At 66.5% G+C, this 16,454-nt stretch carries 18 protein-coding genes; 7 read left to right on the forward strand and 11 right to left on the reverse strand.

Features of this window, described 5'->3' with window-relative positions; translation table 11 throughout:
- Window positions 1-13: 13 nt before the first annotated feature.
- The 6 genes from bfr to LRS53_RS17265 all read right to left on the reverse strand — a co-directional run bounded on the left by bfr (window position 14) and on the right by LRS53_RS17265 (window position 5,047).
- Window positions 14-511: a bacterioferritin gene (gene bfr, locus LRS53_RS17240; protein ID WP_007159675.1), complete on the reverse strand. Its 498-nt coding sequence runs from the start codon at window positions 509-511 to the stop codon at window positions 14-16.
- A gap of 120 nt (window positions 512-631) precedes the next feature.
- On the reverse strand, window positions 632-1,522 hold the full coding sequence (locus LRS53_RS17245; protein WP_017642530.1) for a PA4780 family RIO1-like protein kinase: 891 nt from the start codon (window positions 1,520-1,522) through the stop codon (window positions 632-634).
- 149 nt (window positions 1,523-1,671) lie between these two features.
- Complete coding sequence (locus LRS53_RS17250; RefSeq protein WP_231356702.1) at window positions 1,672-2,604, reverse strand: biotin-dependent carboxyltransferase family protein; 933 nt, start codon at window positions 2,602-2,604, stop codon at window positions 1,672-1,674.
- Window positions 2,601-3,278, reverse strand: a complete 678-nt coding sequence (gene pxpB, locus LRS53_RS17255; protein WP_231356703.1) for a 5-oxoprolinase subunit PxpB — start codon at window positions 3,276-3,278, stop codon at window positions 2,601-2,603. Before pxpB ends, LRS53_RS17250 begins: the two co-directional genes overlap by 4 nt.
- Window positions 3,275-4,021 (reverse strand): 5-oxoprolinase subunit PxpA, encoded by a 747-nt coding sequence (locus LRS53_RS17260; protein ID WP_231356704.1) that lies wholly within the window; start codon window positions 4,019-4,021, stop codon window positions 3,275-3,277. The genes pxpB and LRS53_RS17260 overlap by 4 nt, the downstream gene beginning before the upstream one ends.
- 105 nt (window positions 4,022-4,126) lie before the next feature.
- Entirely contained in the window at window positions 4,127-5,047 is a 921-nt protein-coding gene (locus LRS53_RS17265; RefSeq protein WP_017642534.1) for a LysR family transcriptional regulator, read from the reverse strand.
- Window positions 5,048-5,319: 272 nt separating this feature from the next.
- On the opposite strand from LRS53_RS17265, the gene LRS53_RS17270 reads away from it, so the two are divergent.
- From LRS53_RS17270 to LRS53_RS17300, 7 genes are all read left to right on the forward strand, one after another.
- Window positions 5,320-6,027, forward strand: coding sequence for a DUF969 domain-containing protein (locus tag LRS53_RS17270; RefSeq protein ID WP_017642535.1), 708 nt, complete (start codon window positions 5,320-5,322; stop codon window positions 6,025-6,027).
- Window positions 6,024-6,974, forward strand: coding sequence for a DUF979 domain-containing protein (locus tag LRS53_RS17275; RefSeq protein ID WP_231356705.1), 951 nt, complete (start codon window positions 6,024-6,026; stop codon window positions 6,972-6,974). The genes LRS53_RS17270 and LRS53_RS17275 overlap by 4 nt, the downstream gene beginning before the upstream one ends.
- Before the next feature lie 8 nt (window positions 6,975-6,982).
- Entirely contained in the window at window positions 6,983-7,621 is a 639-nt protein-coding gene (gene pcp / locus LRS53_RS17280) for a pyroglutamyl-peptidase I (RefSeq protein ID WP_231356706.1), read from the forward strand.
- 79 nt (window positions 7,622-7,700) lie between these two features.
- Window positions 7,701-9,053 carry an MATE family efflux transporter gene (locus LRS53_RS17285; protein ID WP_231356707.1) on the forward strand — a complete coding sequence of 451 codons (1,353 nt, stop codon included), beginning with the start codon at window positions 7,701-7,703 and terminating at the stop codon, window positions 9,051-9,053.
- Between the two features lie 64 nt (window positions 9,054-9,117).
- Window positions 9,118-9,255: a hypothetical protein gene (locus LRS53_RS17290; protein WP_167348556.1), complete on the forward strand. Its 138-nt coding sequence runs from the start codon at window positions 9,118-9,120 to the stop codon at window positions 9,253-9,255.
- A 120-nt stretch (window positions 9,256-9,375) separates the two neighbouring features.
- Window positions 9,376-9,921, forward strand: a complete 546-nt coding sequence (locus LRS53_RS17295) for a hypothetical protein (RefSeq protein ID WP_231356708.1) — start codon at window positions 9,376-9,378, stop codon at window positions 9,919-9,921.
- Window positions 9,922-10,207: 286 nt separating this feature from the next.
- Window positions 10,208-11,248, forward strand: coding sequence for an acyltransferase family protein (locus tag LRS53_RS17300; protein WP_231356709.1), 1,041 nt, complete (start codon window positions 10,208-10,210; stop codon window positions 11,246-11,248).
- 153 nt (window positions 11,249-11,401) lie between these two features.
- Here the strand turns inward: LRS53_RS17300 and LRS53_RS17305 are convergent, their stop codons facing one another.
- From LRS53_RS17305 to tgt, 5 genes are all read right to left on the reverse strand, one after another.
- Window positions 11,402-11,929 carry a glycine zipper 2TM domain-containing protein gene (locus LRS53_RS17305; protein ID WP_231356710.1) on the reverse strand — a complete coding sequence of 176 codons (528 nt, stop codon included), beginning with the start codon at window positions 11,927-11,929 and terminating at the stop codon, window positions 11,402-11,404.
- A gap of 59 nt (window positions 11,930-11,988) precedes the next feature.
- Window positions 11,989-12,894, reverse strand: a complete 906-nt coding sequence (gene secF, locus LRS53_RS17310; protein WP_017642542.1) for a protein translocase subunit SecF — start codon at window positions 12,892-12,894, stop codon at window positions 11,989-11,991.
- Window positions 12,895-12,904: 10 nt separating this feature from the next.
- Window positions 12,905-14,773, reverse strand: coding sequence for a protein translocase subunit SecD (secD, locus tag LRS53_RS17315; protein WP_231356711.1), 1,869 nt, complete (start codon window positions 14,771-14,773; stop codon window positions 12,905-12,907).
- A 64-nt stretch (window positions 14,774-14,837) separates the two neighbouring features.
- Window positions 14,838-15,182 (reverse strand): preprotein translocase subunit YajC, encoded by a 345-nt coding sequence (gene yajC, locus LRS53_RS17320; RefSeq protein ID WP_007162951.1) that lies wholly within the window; start codon window positions 15,180-15,182, stop codon window positions 14,838-14,840.
- Window positions 15,183-15,329: 147 nt separating this feature from the next.
- On the reverse strand, window positions 15,330-16,448 hold the full coding sequence (tgt, locus tag LRS53_RS17325; protein WP_051226203.1) for a tRNA guanosine(34) transglycosylase Tgt: 1,119 nt from the start codon (window positions 16,446-16,448) through the stop codon (window positions 15,330-15,332).
- Window positions 16,449-16,454: the final 6 nt, after the last annotated feature.

Below are 16,454 nucleotides of genomic sequence, written 5' to 3' on the forward strand. Positions count from 1 at the left end.
CGTTCAGCCGAGTTTAGAGGCCGGCGCCGTGGGGCGTGGTGCCGCCCTTCATCTGCGATTGCAGGTAGTTCTGCAAGCCGATCTTGTCGATCAGGCCCAGCTGCTGCTCCAGCCAGTAGGCGTGGTCTTCCTCGGTGTCTTCCAGCTGCACGACCAAGATCTCGCGGGTGACGAAGTCCTTGTGCTGGTTGCACAGGGCCACGCCCTGGGCCAGGGCTTCGCGTACCTCGTACTCCAGCGCGAGGTCCGCACGCAGCATCTCCGGCACGGTCTGGCCCACGGTGATGGCGTTGGGCCGCATGTCCGGCGTGCCTTCGAGGAAGAGGATGCGGCGCAGCAGGGCATCGGCGTGCTGGGTTTCCTCTTCCATCTCGTGGCCGATCCGCTCGTACAGACGCATCAGGCCCCAGTCCTCGTACATCCGCGAATGGATGAAGTACTGGTCGCGCGCCGCCAGCTCGCCACGCAGCAGCTGGTTGAGGTAGTTGATGACGTCCGGATGGCCTTGCATGAAAAGAGTCCTGTGCTGTTCAGTGCCCAGTTTAGCGCGCCGGCGCCAGGGAGGCGCCGTTCATCGCCCGACCACTGGGGCCGTTCGTCTCATCGCAGCGCTAATCGTTCTGCTTCACGCTCAGCTTAACCACGGTGGTGGCGGTTCCTCGCGCACGCTGGGTTCATCCTGTTCGCGCCGTGCCGCCTGGCGGCGCTCCTCGTCACGCCGCGCCGCCTCGATCTCGCGCATCACCGCATGGACGTCGGCCTGGTCTTCACGCTCGGCGAATTCGCCGGTCAGCCGGGTATTGGCGAACAACTCGCCCTTCTCGAACAGCGCCCACATCTCCGGCGCATAGCGCGTGGTGCGCAATTCCGGGGCGAAGCGACCGAAGTACAGCGCCATGTTCTCCACGTCCCGCGCCAGCAGGCGGAAGGCGTGGTTGTTGCCAGCCGCGTCCACCGCTTGGGGCAGATCGATGATCACCGGGCCGTCCTCGGCCAGCAGCACGTTGAATTCGGAAAGGTCGCCGTGGACCAGCCCGGCGCAGAGCATGCGCACGATCTGGCCGATCATCAGCTCGTGGTAGCGCAGCGCTTCCTCGGCGGTGAGGGTCACGTCGTTGAGGCGCGGCGCGGCCTCGCCATTGCCGTCGGTGACTAGGTCCATCAGCAGCACGCCATCGAGGAAGTCGTGGGGCTTGGGTACCCGTACCCCGGCATCGGCCAGGCGATAGAGCGCCGTCACCTCGGCGTTCTGCCAATTGTCCTCACGCTCGCGGCGACCGAACTTGGAGCCCTTGGCCATGGCGCGATTTTCCCGGCTGCCACGCACCTTGCGCCCCTCCTGGTACTCGGCGGCCTGGCGGAAGCTGCGCTTGTCGGCCTCCTTGTAGACCTTGGCGCAGCGTACCTGGCTACCGCAGCGCACCACGTAGACCGCCGCCTCCTTGCCACTCATCAGGGGCCGTATCACCTCATCGACCAAGCCGTCCTCGATCAGCGGCTCGATGCGTTTGGGAGTTTTCATCGCCGGTTCCAGCTCCTTCTTGTCGGTCGTCACAGGGGACGTGTGAGGCAAGTTTCAAGCCAGACGCCGAGAAAGGGAAGTCGGCATCGCCCCTGAGCGTGCGACTCATCGAAGCGGACAAGATTCCTTGGGCGTGACCGGCTGCGCCCTCAACCGGAAAAGAACGCGAGGAAACGACGCCATTCGTCTTGGGCCACCGCCAGCTCCACCGGGGCGAAGCGCACCTCGTGATGGGTCGGGCACTGGGCCAGGCGCGCCAGGTCCAGGGGATGGATGAAGCCCAGCAGCGGATAGCCGCCCATGGTCTGGCGATCGGCCATGAGCACGATGGGCTGGCCGTCGGGCGGTACCTGGATGGCACCGGTCACCACCCCCAGCGACCACTGGCGGCGTGGTGGCGCCAGGGGCACGTCCCCGGCCAGGCGGATGCCCATGCGGTCGGATTGCGGGCTGATGCGCCAGGGCTGGTCGCAGAGCGCCTGCTGCGCCGCCGGACCGAAGGCCTCTGCGTCGCCGCCAAAGATCACCCTCAACGTTGGCACCTCGCGATAGTCCGGCACGAAGCGCGCCGCCGGCCCACAACCGCGCGCATGCAGTTCGGTCACGGCAGCGCAGGCCAGCTGCTGCCCCACCACTAGCGCAGCGCCATTGCCATCCGGACCGCCCAGGCCTTCGCGTCTGTTGCTGGCCATGCTGCCCAGGGTCGCCGGCGCCTGGAAGCCTCCGCCGGCCGCAGCCAGGTAGGCGCGCTGCCCGGCCTGGGCGAATCCCAGCCGCAGGCGCATGCCGGCTCTTACTGGAAAACACGACCAGGGCGGCAGGGGCTCACCCTCCAGGCGGGCTTCCAAAGGCGCGCCGGTCAGCGCCAGCCAGGTGTCGGTCTCGATCTCGAATTCGGCACCGCCCAGAGCGATCTCCAGCAGCGGCGCCGTCATCGGATTATCCACCAGGCGATTGGCCCAACGCGCGGCATGACCGTCCATGGGCCCTGAAGGGGCCACGCCCAGATGCTGCCAGCCCTGGCGGCCGAGATCCTGCAGCAGGGTCAGGGGACCGGGCTTGATGACCTTGAGACCGCTCATGGCTGACCTCCCTGGGCACGAAAGGCGGCTTCGTCGACCGGCACGAAGCGCACCCGGTCTCCTGGCGCCAGGAGGCACGGCGGCTCGGCCCGGGCATCGAAGACCGTCCACAGGCAACGGCCGATGAGATTCCAGCCCCCGGGCGAAGCCTGGGGATAGACGGCAGTCTGGCGTTCGGCGATGGCCAGGCTGCCGGCGGGTACGGCGGTACGGGGCGTACTGCGCCGGGGCAGGGCCAGGCGCTCGTCCAGCTCACCGAGAAAGGCGAAACCAGGCATGAAGCCGATGGCGCCTACCTGATAGTCACGACCACAGTGCCGGGCGATGACCTCGGCCTCGCTCAGGCCACAGCGCTCGGCCACCTCGGCGAGGTCTGGGCCGGCATAGAGGGTCGGCACCTCGTGCAGGCGCCCGCTCTCGCCCGCCTGCGCAGCGCCCGGCCAGTCGGCCAGCAAGGGTTCGAGGCCGGCCTGCAGCTCGGCCAGGGTCAGTTGCCGGGGATCGTAGTGCACCAGCAGGCTGGTCCAGCCCGCCACCAGATCGGTCACCGCCGCGCCGAAACGCTGGCGAATCCGCTCGCCCAGGCGGGCGATGCGCGAAGGCAGTTCGGCATCGGGGTGCTCGGCCAGTTCGAGCAGCAGCGCCGCGACGCCAAAGGGCTTGCAGGCGATCATAGGGCGTCCAGCGCCGCGCGAAGCCGGCGCAGCACTGCCAAGGATTCGGCATTGTCGCCATGCACGCAGAGGCTGTCGGCCTGCAGGCGCATGGGCTGGCCATCGAAGCCGGGAAAGTCTTCGCCCCGGGCGATGGCGACGGCCTGGGCCAGGATGCGCTCGGGGTCATGGTGAACGGCGCCGGCCTGGCCACGCGGGGCCAGGGAGCCGTCGGCCAGATAGGCGCGATCGGCGAAGGCTTCCAGCAGCAACGGCACCCCGGCGGCTTCGGCCAGCCGGCGCTCGCGGTCATTGTCGGCCTTGGCCAGCACCATCAGCGGCAGTCCCTGGCGATAGCGGGCGCAGGCGGAGAGCGCCGCGCTCAGCAGGGCATCGTCCTTGACCAGGGCGTTGTAGAGGGCGCCATGGGGCTTCACGTACTCGACGCGTACGCCTGCGGCGCGGCAGAAGGCGTCAAGGGCGCCGATCTGGTAGAGGATCATGGCTTCAACCTCGGCCGGGGTGCAGGCCATGGGCCGCCGACCGAAGCCCACCAGGTCGGGATAGGCCGGATGGGCGCCGATCTGCACGTCATTGGCCACCGCCAGGGTCACGGCGCGCTGCATGGTCAGAGGATCGGCGGCATGGAAGCCGCAGGCCAGATTGGCCTGGTCGACCAGGGGAATGGCATGGGCATCATCGCCCATGGACCAGGCACCGTAGCTTTCACCGGAATCGCAATTGAGCAGCAGGCGAGCGGGCATGACAGGATCCTCTGAGGAAGTAGCTGGAGTGTCGGAAAGCCGGGGCGCCGCTGTCCAACAAAAGATTCCGGGCGCTGGCGATAAGATACCGTTGAAACACCCGGGCTAGACCAGCACCGGCAAGGCGCGCTCCGGGCCCAGGCGCGTACACCAGTCGGCCACCACCGTCTGGCTCAGGGCCACCACCGCCTCGCTCAGCGCCAGGCCGGCACCGCCGTGCCAGCTGGCCTGGACATCGAAGGGCGGCGGTCCGGCCAGCGGCAAGGGCATCAGGCTGCCGCGGGCCAATTCTTCGATCACCAGGGCCGGCGGCAAGGCACCGATGCCGAAGCCCTCGCCCATCAGCTTGATGATGGCCGCCACCGAGTTGATGCAGCAGACCCGCGGTTCGGCGATGCCCTCGCGCTGCAAGAGGCCGAGGATGTCCTGGTGCGGCCGCGAATGGCGGGAAAAGGTGATCAGCCGCTCGCCGGCCAGCTCGGCTAGATTGGCATAGGGCCGCGCCAGGTGGCTGTCGCTGGCCACCAGCCAGCGCACCGGGTAGCTGGCCAGGTGCAGGTTGCGAATGCCTTCGGCGCGCAGCAGATCGGTCTGGAAGATCAGGTCGAGCTGTCCCCGCGCCAGTTGCTCGGCCAGATTCAGCGCGGTATCGGCGGTCAACTCCAGTTCGATGGCCGGATAGCTCTGGGTGACCGCGGCGATCAACTGATCCAGCCAGCTGTGGATCACGGTATCCATCACGCCGATGCGCAGGCGACCCTCCAGGGTCTGGCCATGCCCCAGGGCCTCGTGCAGTTCACGCTGGGTGGCCAGCATCCGCTCGGCGTAGCCCAGCACCCGATGCCCCTCAGCGGTCAGACTCACGCCGCGGGAGTCGCGCAGGAACAGTTGCACGCCCAGCTCGCTTTCCAGCACGGCGATGCGGCTGGAGATGGCGGCCTGGGTGGTGGAGAGCTTTTCCGCCGTCAGGCGGAAACTGCCCAGGCGGGCGACCCAGACGAAGGTATCGAGAAAGCGCAGATTCATGGGGACCTCGACAAGGCTATCCCGTCACTTTACCCCCACCAGCGGGCTTGTCTGCCCCGCTTTTCCCTATCGGCGGCGAACAGTTTTATTTGCTGGACGCCAGCTCCACCGACGGCAAAAGATGCCAGCCGGCGCCATGCCAAATGACGTCCGACAACAATAACGAGCCGTGCCACGGGCACGGCCTGGATCAGCCGAAGCCGCCTGCGGCTTCCTACCGTCCGCCGCACCGTCTGCCCGGAGCGCGGTGGACCCGCTGGAGACATCCACCCATGCAAACCACCGTCAACCTCTGGCCGCTGCTGGGCGTGCTGGTCATCGTGGTCGGCTTCGTGCTGAGGTTCAATCCGCTGCTGGTGGTCGCCCTGGCCGCCGTGGCCACCGGGATCGCCGCCCAGTTCAGCCCCGAGGCACTGCTCGCCGCCATCGGCACCGGCTTCATCAAGGCGCGCGCCCTGCCGCTGATCATCCTGCTGCCGCTGGCGGTGATCGGCCTGCTCGAACGCCACGGCCTGCGCCTGCATGCGCAGAACTGGATCGCCCGCTTTCGCAACGCCACCGTCGGCCGCCTGCTGATCTTCTACCTGTTCGTCCGCGAGACCACCGCGGCCTTGGGGCTGACCAGCCTTGGCGGCCATCCGCAGATGGTCCGGCCGCTGCTGGCGCCCATGGCCGAAGGCACCGCCGAAAAACTCCATGGCCGCCTGCCCGAGGCGCTGCGCCAGCGGCTGCTGGCCTTCTGCGCCGCCACCGACAACGTCGGGCTGTTCTTTGGCGAAGACATCTTCGTCGCCTTTGGCGCCATCGCCCTGATGCACACCTTCCTGCTCGGCGCCGGCCTCGATGTCGAACCCCTGCACATCGCTCTCTGGGGCATTCCCACGGCCCTCTGCGCCTTCTTCATCCATGCCCTGCGCCTGCACCGCTTCGACCGCCAGCTCTATCGCGAGCTGACCGCGCGCAAGGAGGTGCAACCATGATCCTGTCGATCCAGTATCTGTTCTGGCTGGCTGGCGCCATCCTGGCGCTGACCGCGGTCATGACCCTGGCCGATCGTCACCACCCCAAGCGCTGGACCAGCGGCCTGTTCTGGGGCCTGTTCAGCCTGGTCTTCCTGATCGGCGATCGCCTGCCGCCGGCCTGGGTCGGCGCCGGAGTGCTGCTGATGGCCCTGCTGGCCGGTTGCGGCGCAGTGGGCAGTGGTCACCACGTGACTCGCCCTGAACGCGAGACCCGCGCCAGCGCCGGCCGCCTGGGCAATCGCCTGTTCATTCCGGCCCTGGCGATTCCCGTGGTGACGGTGATCGGCAGCGTGCTGCTCAAGGATGTGCAGATCGCCGGCCTGCCGCTGCTCGATCCCAAGAACGTCACCTTCGTCTCCCTGGGCCTGGGCGCCCTGGTGGCCCTGGCGCTGGCCTGCTGGCTGACCCGGGACACCCCGATCCAGGCCATGCGCGAATCACGCCGCCTGACCGATGCCCTGGGCTGGTCGCTGGTGTTGCCCCAGGCCCTGGCCATGCTCGGCCTGGTCTTCACCGATGCCGGCGTCGGCAAGGCGGTGGCGCACCTGGCCACCGCCTACGTGGCCCTCGACCTGCGCCTGGTGGCGGTAGTGGTCTATGTGGTGGGCATGGCCGCCTTCACCGTCATCATGGGCAACGGCTTCGCCGCCTTCCCGGTGATGACCGGCGGCATCGGCGTCCCGGTGCTGGTGGGTGTCTATCATGCCGATCCGGCGGTGATGGCTGCCATCGGCATGTTCTCCGGCTACTGTGGCACCCTGATGACGCCCATGGCGGCCAACTTCAACATCGTCCCGGCGGCCCTGCTGGAACTGGACGACAAGAACGCCGTGATCAAGGCCCAGGTCCCCACCGCCCTGGCGGTGCTGGCTTGCAACGTGGTGCTGCTCTATCTGCTGATGTGAGGTATCCCATGACCCTGCTGCTCACCGGCTTCGCGCCCTTCGGTGGCGAAGAGCTCAACCCTTCCTGGGAGGCCGTGCGCCGACTCGACGGCGAACGCCTCGGCGATCTACCCGTGGTCGCGGCGCAGTTGCCGACCGAATTCGGCGCCGCCCTTCGGGTGCTGGACGAGTTGCTCGACCGCTATCGTCCCACCCTGGTGGTAGCGGTCGGCCAGGCCGGCGGGCGGGCCGAGCTGTCGCTGGAACGCATCGCCATCAACGTCGACGATGCCCGCATCCCCGACAATGTCGGACGTCAGCCCATCGACGAACCGGTGGTGCCCGGCGGCCCCGCGGCCTACTTCAGCACCCTGCCGATCAAGGCCATGGTCCATGCCCTGCGCGCCGCCGGCTTTCCCGCGGCGGTGTCCCAGACCGCCGGTACCTTCGTCTGCAACCACGTCTTCTACGGCCTGCAGCATCGCCTGCAGGGCACCGGGGTACGCGGCGGGTTCATCCATATTCCTTATCTGCCGGCCCAGGCCGCCAACCAGCCCGGGGCGCCGTCCATGGCCCTGGAGACCCTGGTCGCCGGCCTGCGCCTGGCGCTCACCTGCGCGGCGACCACCACGGCGGACCTGCGCGAAGGCGGCGGCCAACTGGACTGACACCCGCAGGCGCGGCGGCGGAGGACCATCCGGACTGGCTGGCCTACAATGCCTCCTCCGCCGCCGCTGCGATTAGCCCATGTCCACCCTGCTTGCCGACTGGCGTCATCCCCTGCTGCACCGCCGCGTCTGGGCCCTGGCCGCGCCCATGATCCTGTCCAATCTCAGCGTACCGCTGGTGACCCTGGTCGACAGCGCCATCGCCGGTCACCTGCCGCAAGCCCGCCAGCTCGCCGCGGTGGCCATGGGCGGCGCCTTCTACACCGCCCTGCTCGGCATCCTCGCCTTCCTGCGCATGGGCACCACCGGTTTCGCCGCCCAGGCCAGCGGGCGCCGTGATGGCGCCGCCCTGCGCCAGATCCTCTTGCAAGCCGGTCTGCTAGGCCTCGGGTTATCGCTGGTCCTGCTGCTGATGGCCAGCCTGGCGCTGGAGCCGCTGCTCGCCTGGCTCGGCCTGGATCCCGCCTTCGCCGAGCTGGCCGCGCGCTTCCTGCACCTGCGCCTGCTCGGCCTGCCTGCGGCGCTGCTCAGCTACGCGCTGATCGGCTGGCTGCTCGGCACCCAGGATGCACGCACGCCGCTGGTGCTGCTGCTCACCACCAATGCCCTGAACCTGCTGCTGGTGACCACTTTCGTGCTCGGCCTGGGCGCCGGGGTGCAGGGCATCGCCCTGGCCTCGGTCCTGGCGGAATGGAGCGGCATGCTGCTCGGCCTCGGGCTGGTGCTGCGCCGCCTGCGGCTGTGGCCGGGACGGATCGATCGCCAGGCGCTGCGCCAGCTCGCCAGCTGGCGCCCGCTGCTGGCGGTCAATCGCGACATCTTCATCCGCTCCCTGGCGCTGCAGGCGGTGTTCCTGCTGTTCGCCGCCCAGGGCGCCCAGCTGGGCGAGACCACGGTGGCAGTCAACGCCCTGCTGCTCAATGGCCTGCTGGTCACCGCCTTCGCCCTCGACGGCCTCGCCCATGCGGTGGAAGCCCTGGCCGGTCATGCCCTCGGCGCTCGCGAAGGCGCCACCCTGCGCCGGGTGCTGGTGATCGCCGGTGGCTGGTCGCTGCTGGCCAGCCTAGTGTTCGCCGTCGCCTTCGCCCTGGGCGGTGATCTGTTCGTCGCCCTGCAGAGCGACATCGCCGCGGTGCGCCAAGAGGCCCATGCCTACCTGCCCTATCTTGCGCTGCTGCCCTTGATCGCCATGGTCAGCTACCTGCTGGACGGCCTCTTCATCGGCGCCACCCGCGCCCGCGAGATGCGCAACTCGATGCTCCTTGCCCTGCTGCTATCACTGCCCCTCGGCGGGTTGCTGCGCGGCCTCGGCAATCACGGCCTGTGGCTGGCCTTTCTGACCTTCATGGCGTTGCGCGGACTGATTTCCGCCCTCCTCGCCTGGCGCCTGGCCCGGCGCGAGGGTTGGCTCACCGATGGCGTCAACGCCTGATCCTGCGGAACCGCCGGCCAGGCGCTCCCCTCAAAGTCGGACACCCCCTGCCGAGAGCGCTGCCATGAGCGAAGACACCCGAGACCAGGAACCCCAGGACACCCCCGCCGAAGGCGACGACGTCCCCGAGCACCAGAAGCCGGAGAACCTGGAAAAGCTCAAGGACTACGGCAAGGACCAGATTCCGCCTGGCATCGCCTGACGCCAACCCTGAACCCCTCGACAAAAGCCGTCGACAGCGGTGGCAAAGCCCCGGCGGAGCTTCTAGCATCCGTCGGGTTGAGTGGGCCCCAGGGCCTTTGTGAAGGGAATCCAGATCACCATGACCGTCAGGTCCTACCTGTCGCCTCTTCTCGTGCCCCTGTTGGCGCTGCTGGTGCTCGTCCCGGCGCCGGCCCAGGCCGTTGATGGCTATGCGGGCATCGCCTTCGGCACCGAGCTGAAGGCCTTTCTGGCGAAAAAGCTCTGCACCTTCCAGCCGCGCAAGATCGACGTGGTCGGCGTCGAGTATTTCGAATGCAACGACCTCGCCTTCGCCGGTGAAAAAGTCGAGGCCGGTGCCTTCTTCATCGATGGTCGCTTCCTGCGGCTGTCCATCGTCACGCCCCTGGCCCAGTCCTTTCTGATCGCCGAAGGCCTCACCCAGAAGTATGGCAAGCCCTCCTCCCAGTCATCGGCCGCCGCCTTCGAACGCCTGAGCCAGGACGACAACGCCCAGGCCTATCTGGCCTTCGATCACGACACCGTGGTCTACAAGTTCAGCGCCCAGGCGGCACGTCGGAAACAGGTCCTGCTGATCTACACCTCGCCACGTTACGAACCCCTGCTCAAGGAGCGGCAGTTGCAGTTCGTCAAAGACTCGCTTTAAACATCCGGTTACAGCTCGTCGGACAGTTGTCCCCCGGGCGGCCAAAGTGTCGCCCCGTTCACGCCTGGCCGGAAACAAGCCATGAACAATGGCAGATAGCCATGGTCAGAACGCGGGCAAGGAGCCCCTTCCTGTAACCGGCTACTTACGGACGTCGTTCCTTCGGGAGTCCTACCATGACCGAACCTGTCGCGATGCGCGCTCTGGCGCCGCAGCGTTCCTGCTTTCGTTTGCCCCCAGCGCTTGGCTTCAGCGGCACAGGTTCTCCTTTGAAAAGGATCATTCAATGAACACTCGCAATCTCTGGGTCGACTACGCGAAAGCCATTGGCATCGTGCTGGTCGTCTATGGCCATGTCGTCCGCGGCCTGCTCAACGCCGGCATCCTGCAGGACGCCGAATTCCACGGCCTGGTGGACAGCGTCATCTACAGCTTCCACATGCCGCTGTTCTTCTTTCTTTCCGGCCTGTTCTTCTACAGCTCCTTCGTCAAGCGCGGCACCGGCGGCCTGTTTGTGAACAAGATCGACACCATCGTCTATCCCTTCCTGGTGTGGTCGCTGTTGCAGGGCTCGGTGGAGGCGCTGATGTCGCGCTACACCAATGGCGGCGTCAGCTTCAGCGAAGTCCTGACGGTCTGGGAGCCACGCCAGCAGTTCTGGTTCCTCTATGCCCTGTTCCTGGTGTTCTGCCTGGCCATGCTCGCCTATCGCTGGGCCAAGCCGCTGGCCTTCTTTGCCGTGTTCGCCTTTGGCGCCCTGGTCTATCTGTTCCAGAACGCCGGCCCGGAAGACTTCTTCTTCACCTTCACCGCGCAGAACTTCGTGTTCTTCGCCTTCGGCGTCTGGTTCAACAACTTCAAGCAGGCCATCGAGGAACAGGCCGGCCGGGTGATGCTGGGCTCGGGTCTGCTGTTCGTGGTGCTGGAGTACTGGTTCCATGGCCTGCTGGGCCTGGTCTATACCGATCGTGGCCTGGCCACCCTGGTCCTGGCGCTGAACGGCATCGTCTTCGTCAGCGCCACCTGCATGGTGCTGGCGCAACGGCCGCTGCAGTGGGTGCTGACCCTTGGGGCGCTGTCCATGCCCATCTACGTGATGCACGTACTGAGTGGCAGCGGTGCGCGCATCGTCCTGAGCAAGGGCCTGCACATCAACGACGGCCTGCTGCACATCGTCGCCGGTTGCGCCTTCGGCATCCTGGTGCCCGTGGCCATCGCCAAGCTGCTGGAAGCCCGTGGCATCAACGGTCTGTTCGAGGCGCCGGCGTGGATCTCCGCCCGGCGGTGGCTTCGGCCCAAAGCGGAAACCCCCCGCCCCGCCGTCTGAGTGACGGCTCCGGCCAGGGCGCCCTGCGCCTCTGGCCAGCGTGGAAGAGCGTTTCGATCAGCACGAAACCCCCATGAAAAAACCCGCTACCAGGTGATTGGTAGCGGGTTTTTTCATGGGCTGAAGCCCTGGGGCTTCAGCGGTCAAGGCGGATCACTGGCTGGCCAGCACCTGGCCGTTCTTCACTTCCAGTTGCTTGCCCGGCTCGTGGTCCATGCGGACCTGGCCGATCTTGCCATCCAGCAGATACTTGACGTCATAGCCGACCACCTGATCCTTGCTGTCGGTAACCGTGTTGCAGCGGGTCTGGGTGGTGGTGTAGGTGTCGCGGTTCTGCATGTATTCCTGACCCTTGTTGCCGGCGTAACCACCGCCCACGGCACCGGCGATGGTCGCCAGGGTCTTGCCGCTGCCGTTGCCGACCTGGTTGCCCAGCAGACCGCCGACGACCGCACCTACGGCGGTCCCGGCGATCTGGTGTTGGTCCTGAACAGGTCGCCGATGAGCCACCGCGACCTCCTTGCAGACCTCGCGCGGGGTCTTGACCGTTTCCTTGACCGGCTGGACGGCGACGACCTCGGCGTACTGAGGCCCGCGGTCGACGAAACTGTACGCCACGGCGCCACCTGCGGTGGCGACGATGGCTCCCAGAACCGTACCTACGAGCATCGACTTGTTCACTACAACCTCCTGACTACTCTGTCATAGCGGGCACCTGGCCCTTTGCCATGCCTGCGACATCAGGGACGCTCGTCGAGTTCCTTGGCCTGCGGCGGAATCAGGTCCTCGCTCTTCAGATCCAGCCAGATCAGCACCACGTTGGCGATATAGATCGACGAGTAGGTACCGGCCATCACGCCGATGAACAGCGCCAGCGAGAAGCCGAACAGGTTGTCGCCACCAAAGATCAGCAGGGCTCCCACGGCGAGCAGGGTCGAGATCGAGGTCGCCAGGGTCCGTAGCAGGGTCTGGGTGGTCGAGACGTTGATGTTCTCGATCAGGTCGGCCTTGCGCAGCACCCGGAAGTTCTCCCGCACCCGGTCGAACACCACGATGGTGTCGTTGAGCGAGTAACCGATGATCGCCAGGACCGCCGCCAGCACCGTCAGGTCGAAGGTGATCTGGAAGAACGACAGCAGCCCCAGGGTCACCACCACGTCGTGCACCAGCGACAGGATGGCGCCCACGGCGAACTTCCACTGGAAGCGGAAGGCCACGTAGACCAGCACGCTGCCCAGGGCCAGCAGCATGCCCAGGCCACCCTGGTCACGCAGCTCCTCGCCCACCTGCGGACCGACGAACTCGGTACGGGTCAGGGAGAAGTTCTCGGTGCTCGCCTGCTGCAGCGCGCCGGTCACCTTCTGGCCCAGTTGGGGATCGTCACCCGGCATCCGTACCAGCACGTCGGTGGTGGCGCCGAAGCTCTGCACCACGGCGTCTTCGAAGCCGGCGCCCTGCAATTCCTGACGGATCTTGCCGAGGTCGGCCGGCTGCTCGTAGCGCAGCTCGATCAGGGTACCGCCGGTGAAGTCCAGGCCGAAGTTCAGCCCCTTGTAGAACCAGCTGAACAGCGCCAGTACGGTCAGGAGCGCGGTGATGGCGAACGCGATATTGCGTACGCCCATGAAGTTGATGGTCTTTTTCATGGCCGCGTCCTCAAATCCACAGCTTCTTGACGTTCCGGCCGCCATAAATCAGGTTGACCATGGCACGGGTCACGAAGATGGCGGTGAACAGGGAGGTGAAGATACCCAGCGACATGGTCACGGCGAAGCCCTTGACAGGCCCGGTGCCCATGGCGAACAGGATGGCGCCCACCAGCAGGGTCGTCAGGTTGGAGTCCAGGATCGCCGTGAAGGCCCGATTGAAACCTTCGTGGATGGCGCGCTGGATCGGCATGCCATTGGCGATCTCTTCACGGATCCGCGAGAAGATCAGCACGTTGGCGTCCACCGCCTGCCCCATGGTCAGCACGATACCGGCGATACCCGGCAGCGTCAGGGTGGCATGCAGGATGGACATCAGCGCCATCAGCAGCACCATGTTGAACGCCAGGGCGATGGTCGCCAGCACCCCGAAGAAGCGGTAGATGGCGATCAGGAACAGCGAGACGAAGATCATGCCCCAGATGGAGGCGTCGATGCCCTTCTCGATGTTGTCGGCGCCCAGGCTCGGGCCGAGGGTACGCTCTTCGGCGAAGTACATGGGCGCGGCCAGGCCACCGGCACGCAGCAGCAGCGCCAGTTCCGAGGCCTCGCCCGAACCGTTCAGGCCGGTGATGCGGAAGCTGTTGCCCAGGGCCGACTGGATGGTCGCCAGGCTGATGATGCGCCGCTCTTCCTCGAAGCCGGGCACCGCCACTTCCTTCTGCACGCCGTCCACGGTCTGGGTGGTGTAGCGGGTGACCGGGCGCTGCTCGATGAACACCACGGCCATGCTGCGGCCGACGTTGGTGCGGGTGGCACGGTTGATCAGATCGCCACCGTGGCCATCCAGGCGGATGTTGACCTGGGGCCGGCCGTTCTCGTCGAAGCTGGCGGAGGCGTCGGTGACCTGGTCACCGGTGATGATGACGTTACGCTCCAGGGGTACCGCGGGACGACCGGGCTCGCGGAACTCGAAGCTCTCGGTGGAAGCACGCGGCGTGTCCGCGGTGGCGGCCAGGCGGAATTCCAGGTTGGCGGTCTTGCCGAGGATGCGCTTGGCTTCGGCGGTGTCCTGCACGCCCGGCAGCTCGACCACGATGCGGTCGGCGCCCTGGCGCTGTACCAGCGGCTCGGCCACGCCCAGTTCGTTGACCCGGTTGCGCACCGTGGTCAGGTTCTGGGTGACGGCATAGTTGCGGATCTCGCGCAGCTTGGCCTCGGTCAGCTGCAGACGCAGCACCTGCAGGTCGCCCCGGGTGTCGGTGGTCAGCTCGAAATCGGTGTAGTTCTTGCGGATCAGGCCCTGGGCCTGCTGCAGGTCGGCGGCGTCGGTGAAGCCGAGCTGCAGGGCGCCGTTCTGCTCGGGCATGCTGCGATAGCGCACCTTCTCGCGGCGCAGCAGGGTCTTGACCTCGTTGTCATAGACCTTCAGGCGCGCGTCCACGGCCTTGTCCATGTCCACCGCCAGCAGGAAATGCACCCCGCCGGAGAGGTCCAGGCCCAGTTTCATGGGGCTGGCGCCCAGCTTGCGCAACCACTGCGGGGTAGTGGGCGCCAGGTTCAGGGCCACCACGAAGTCGTCGCCGAGGGTACGACGGACCACTTCCTGGGCCGGCAGCTGATCGTCGGCGCGCATCAGGCGGATCAGCACCCGGCTGCCGTTAGCATTGAGATCACTGGACTTCACGGCCAGATGAGCCTCGGCCAGGGCCGCGTTCACACGCTGCACCTCGGCCGGCGTCACCGTACGTTCGGTGCTGGAAGCGCTGACCTGCACGGCCGGATCGTCGGGGTACAGATTAGGAACCGAATAGATGGCGCCCACGACCAGTACGGCCAGGATCAGCAGGTACTTCCAGAGGGGATATTTGTTGAGCATGACACCGCCCGAGATAAAGGCGGGGCGCCTTGCGCGCCCCGGTGTTAGCTAGATTTAGGAAGGCTCAGAGGGCCTTCAGGGTGCCCTTCGGCAGGGTCGCGGCGATGGCGCCCTTCTGGAACTTGAGTTCGACGTTGTCGGACACTTCCAGCACCACGAACTCGTCGGTGACCTTGTTGATGCGACCGGCGATGCCACCGGTGGTCACCACTTCGTCACCCTTCTGCAGACCGCCGATCAGGTTCTTGTGATCCTTGGTGCGCTTGGCCTGGGGACGCCAGATCAGGAAATAGAAGATCACCACGAAGCCGATCAGGAAGATGAACTGAATGTATTCACCTCCCGGTGCGGCGTTGGCGGCCGGCGCGGCAGCTTCCTGGGCCTGGGCCGTGGAAATCAGAAAACTCATTGCACTACTCCTTGCAGAGTTGGATGACGGAAAAAGAAGAGATGCCGGGGGTCGCTCACCACCGGTTCGACCGCTGCAGAACCCCGGTCACGCACCTGACGAAGGACGCGCGAGCGCCGTTTCGCCTGGACGATCGGACAGGGGCTTTCAGCGGTCGAGCGGCGGCGTAGGCAGGCCGCGCCGAGCATAGAAGGCGTCCACAAAGTCGGCCAATTTACCCTCTTGGATAGCCTGGCGCAAACCGGCCATCACCCGCTGGTAATACCGCAGGTTGTGGATCGTATTCAGCATACTCCCCAGCATTTCCCCGCATTTATCCAGATGGTGCAGATAGGCCCGGGAGAAATGTTTGCAGGTGTAACAGTCGCAGGTGGGATCCAGCGGCGTCTCGTCGTGACGATGCACGGCATTGCGCAACTTGAGCACGCCGGTGTCGATGAACAGATGGCCGTTGCGCGCGTTGCGGGTGGGCATCACGCAGTCGAACATGTCGACGCCACGGCGCACGCCTTCCACCAGGTCTTCCGGCTTGCCCACGCCCATCAGGTAGCGCGGCTTGTCCGCCGGCAGGTGCGGCGGCAGGAAGTCCAGCACGCGGATCATCTCTTCCTTGGGCTCGCCCACCGACAGGCCGCCAATGGCGTAGCCGTCGAAGCCGATGCCTTCCAGGCCCTCCAGGGACCTCAGGCGCAGCTCCTCGTGCATGCCGCCCTGGACGATGCCGAACAGCGCCGAGGGGTTGTCGCCATGGGCTTCCCGGGAGCGCTTGGCCCAGCGCAGCGACAGCTCCATGGAGCGGCGCGCGGTGTCGAAGTCCGCCGGATAAGGGGTGCACTCGTCGAAGATCATCACGATGTCCGAGCCCAGGGCGCGTTGCACCGCCATGGATTCCTCGGGGCCCATGAACACCTTGGCGCCGTCCACCGGCGAGGCGAAGTAGACGCCCTCCTCCTTGATCTTGCGCAGCGCGCCCAGGCTGAACACCTGGAAGCCGCCGGAATCGGTGAGGATCGGCCCCTGCCACTGCATGAAGTCGTGCAGGTCGCCGTGGCGCTGGATCACCTCGGTCCCGGGCCGCAGCCAGAGATGGAAGGTGTTGCCCAGGATGATCTGGGCGCCGATGTCGGCGACGCTGTCGGGCAGCATGCCCTTGACCGTGCCGTAGGTACCGACCGGCATGAAGGCCGGGGTCTCGACCACGCCGCGGGGAAAGGTCAGGCGACCGCGACGGGCCTTGCCCTCGGTGGCCAGCAATTCGAAATTCATGAAACT

The sequence above is a fragment of the Pseudomonas sp. PLB05 genome (genome assembly GCF_021106615.1).
GTDB classification, from domain to species: Bacteria; Pseudomonadota; Gammaproteobacteria; order Pseudomonadales; family Pseudomonadaceae; genus Chryseomonas; species Chryseomonas benzopyrenica.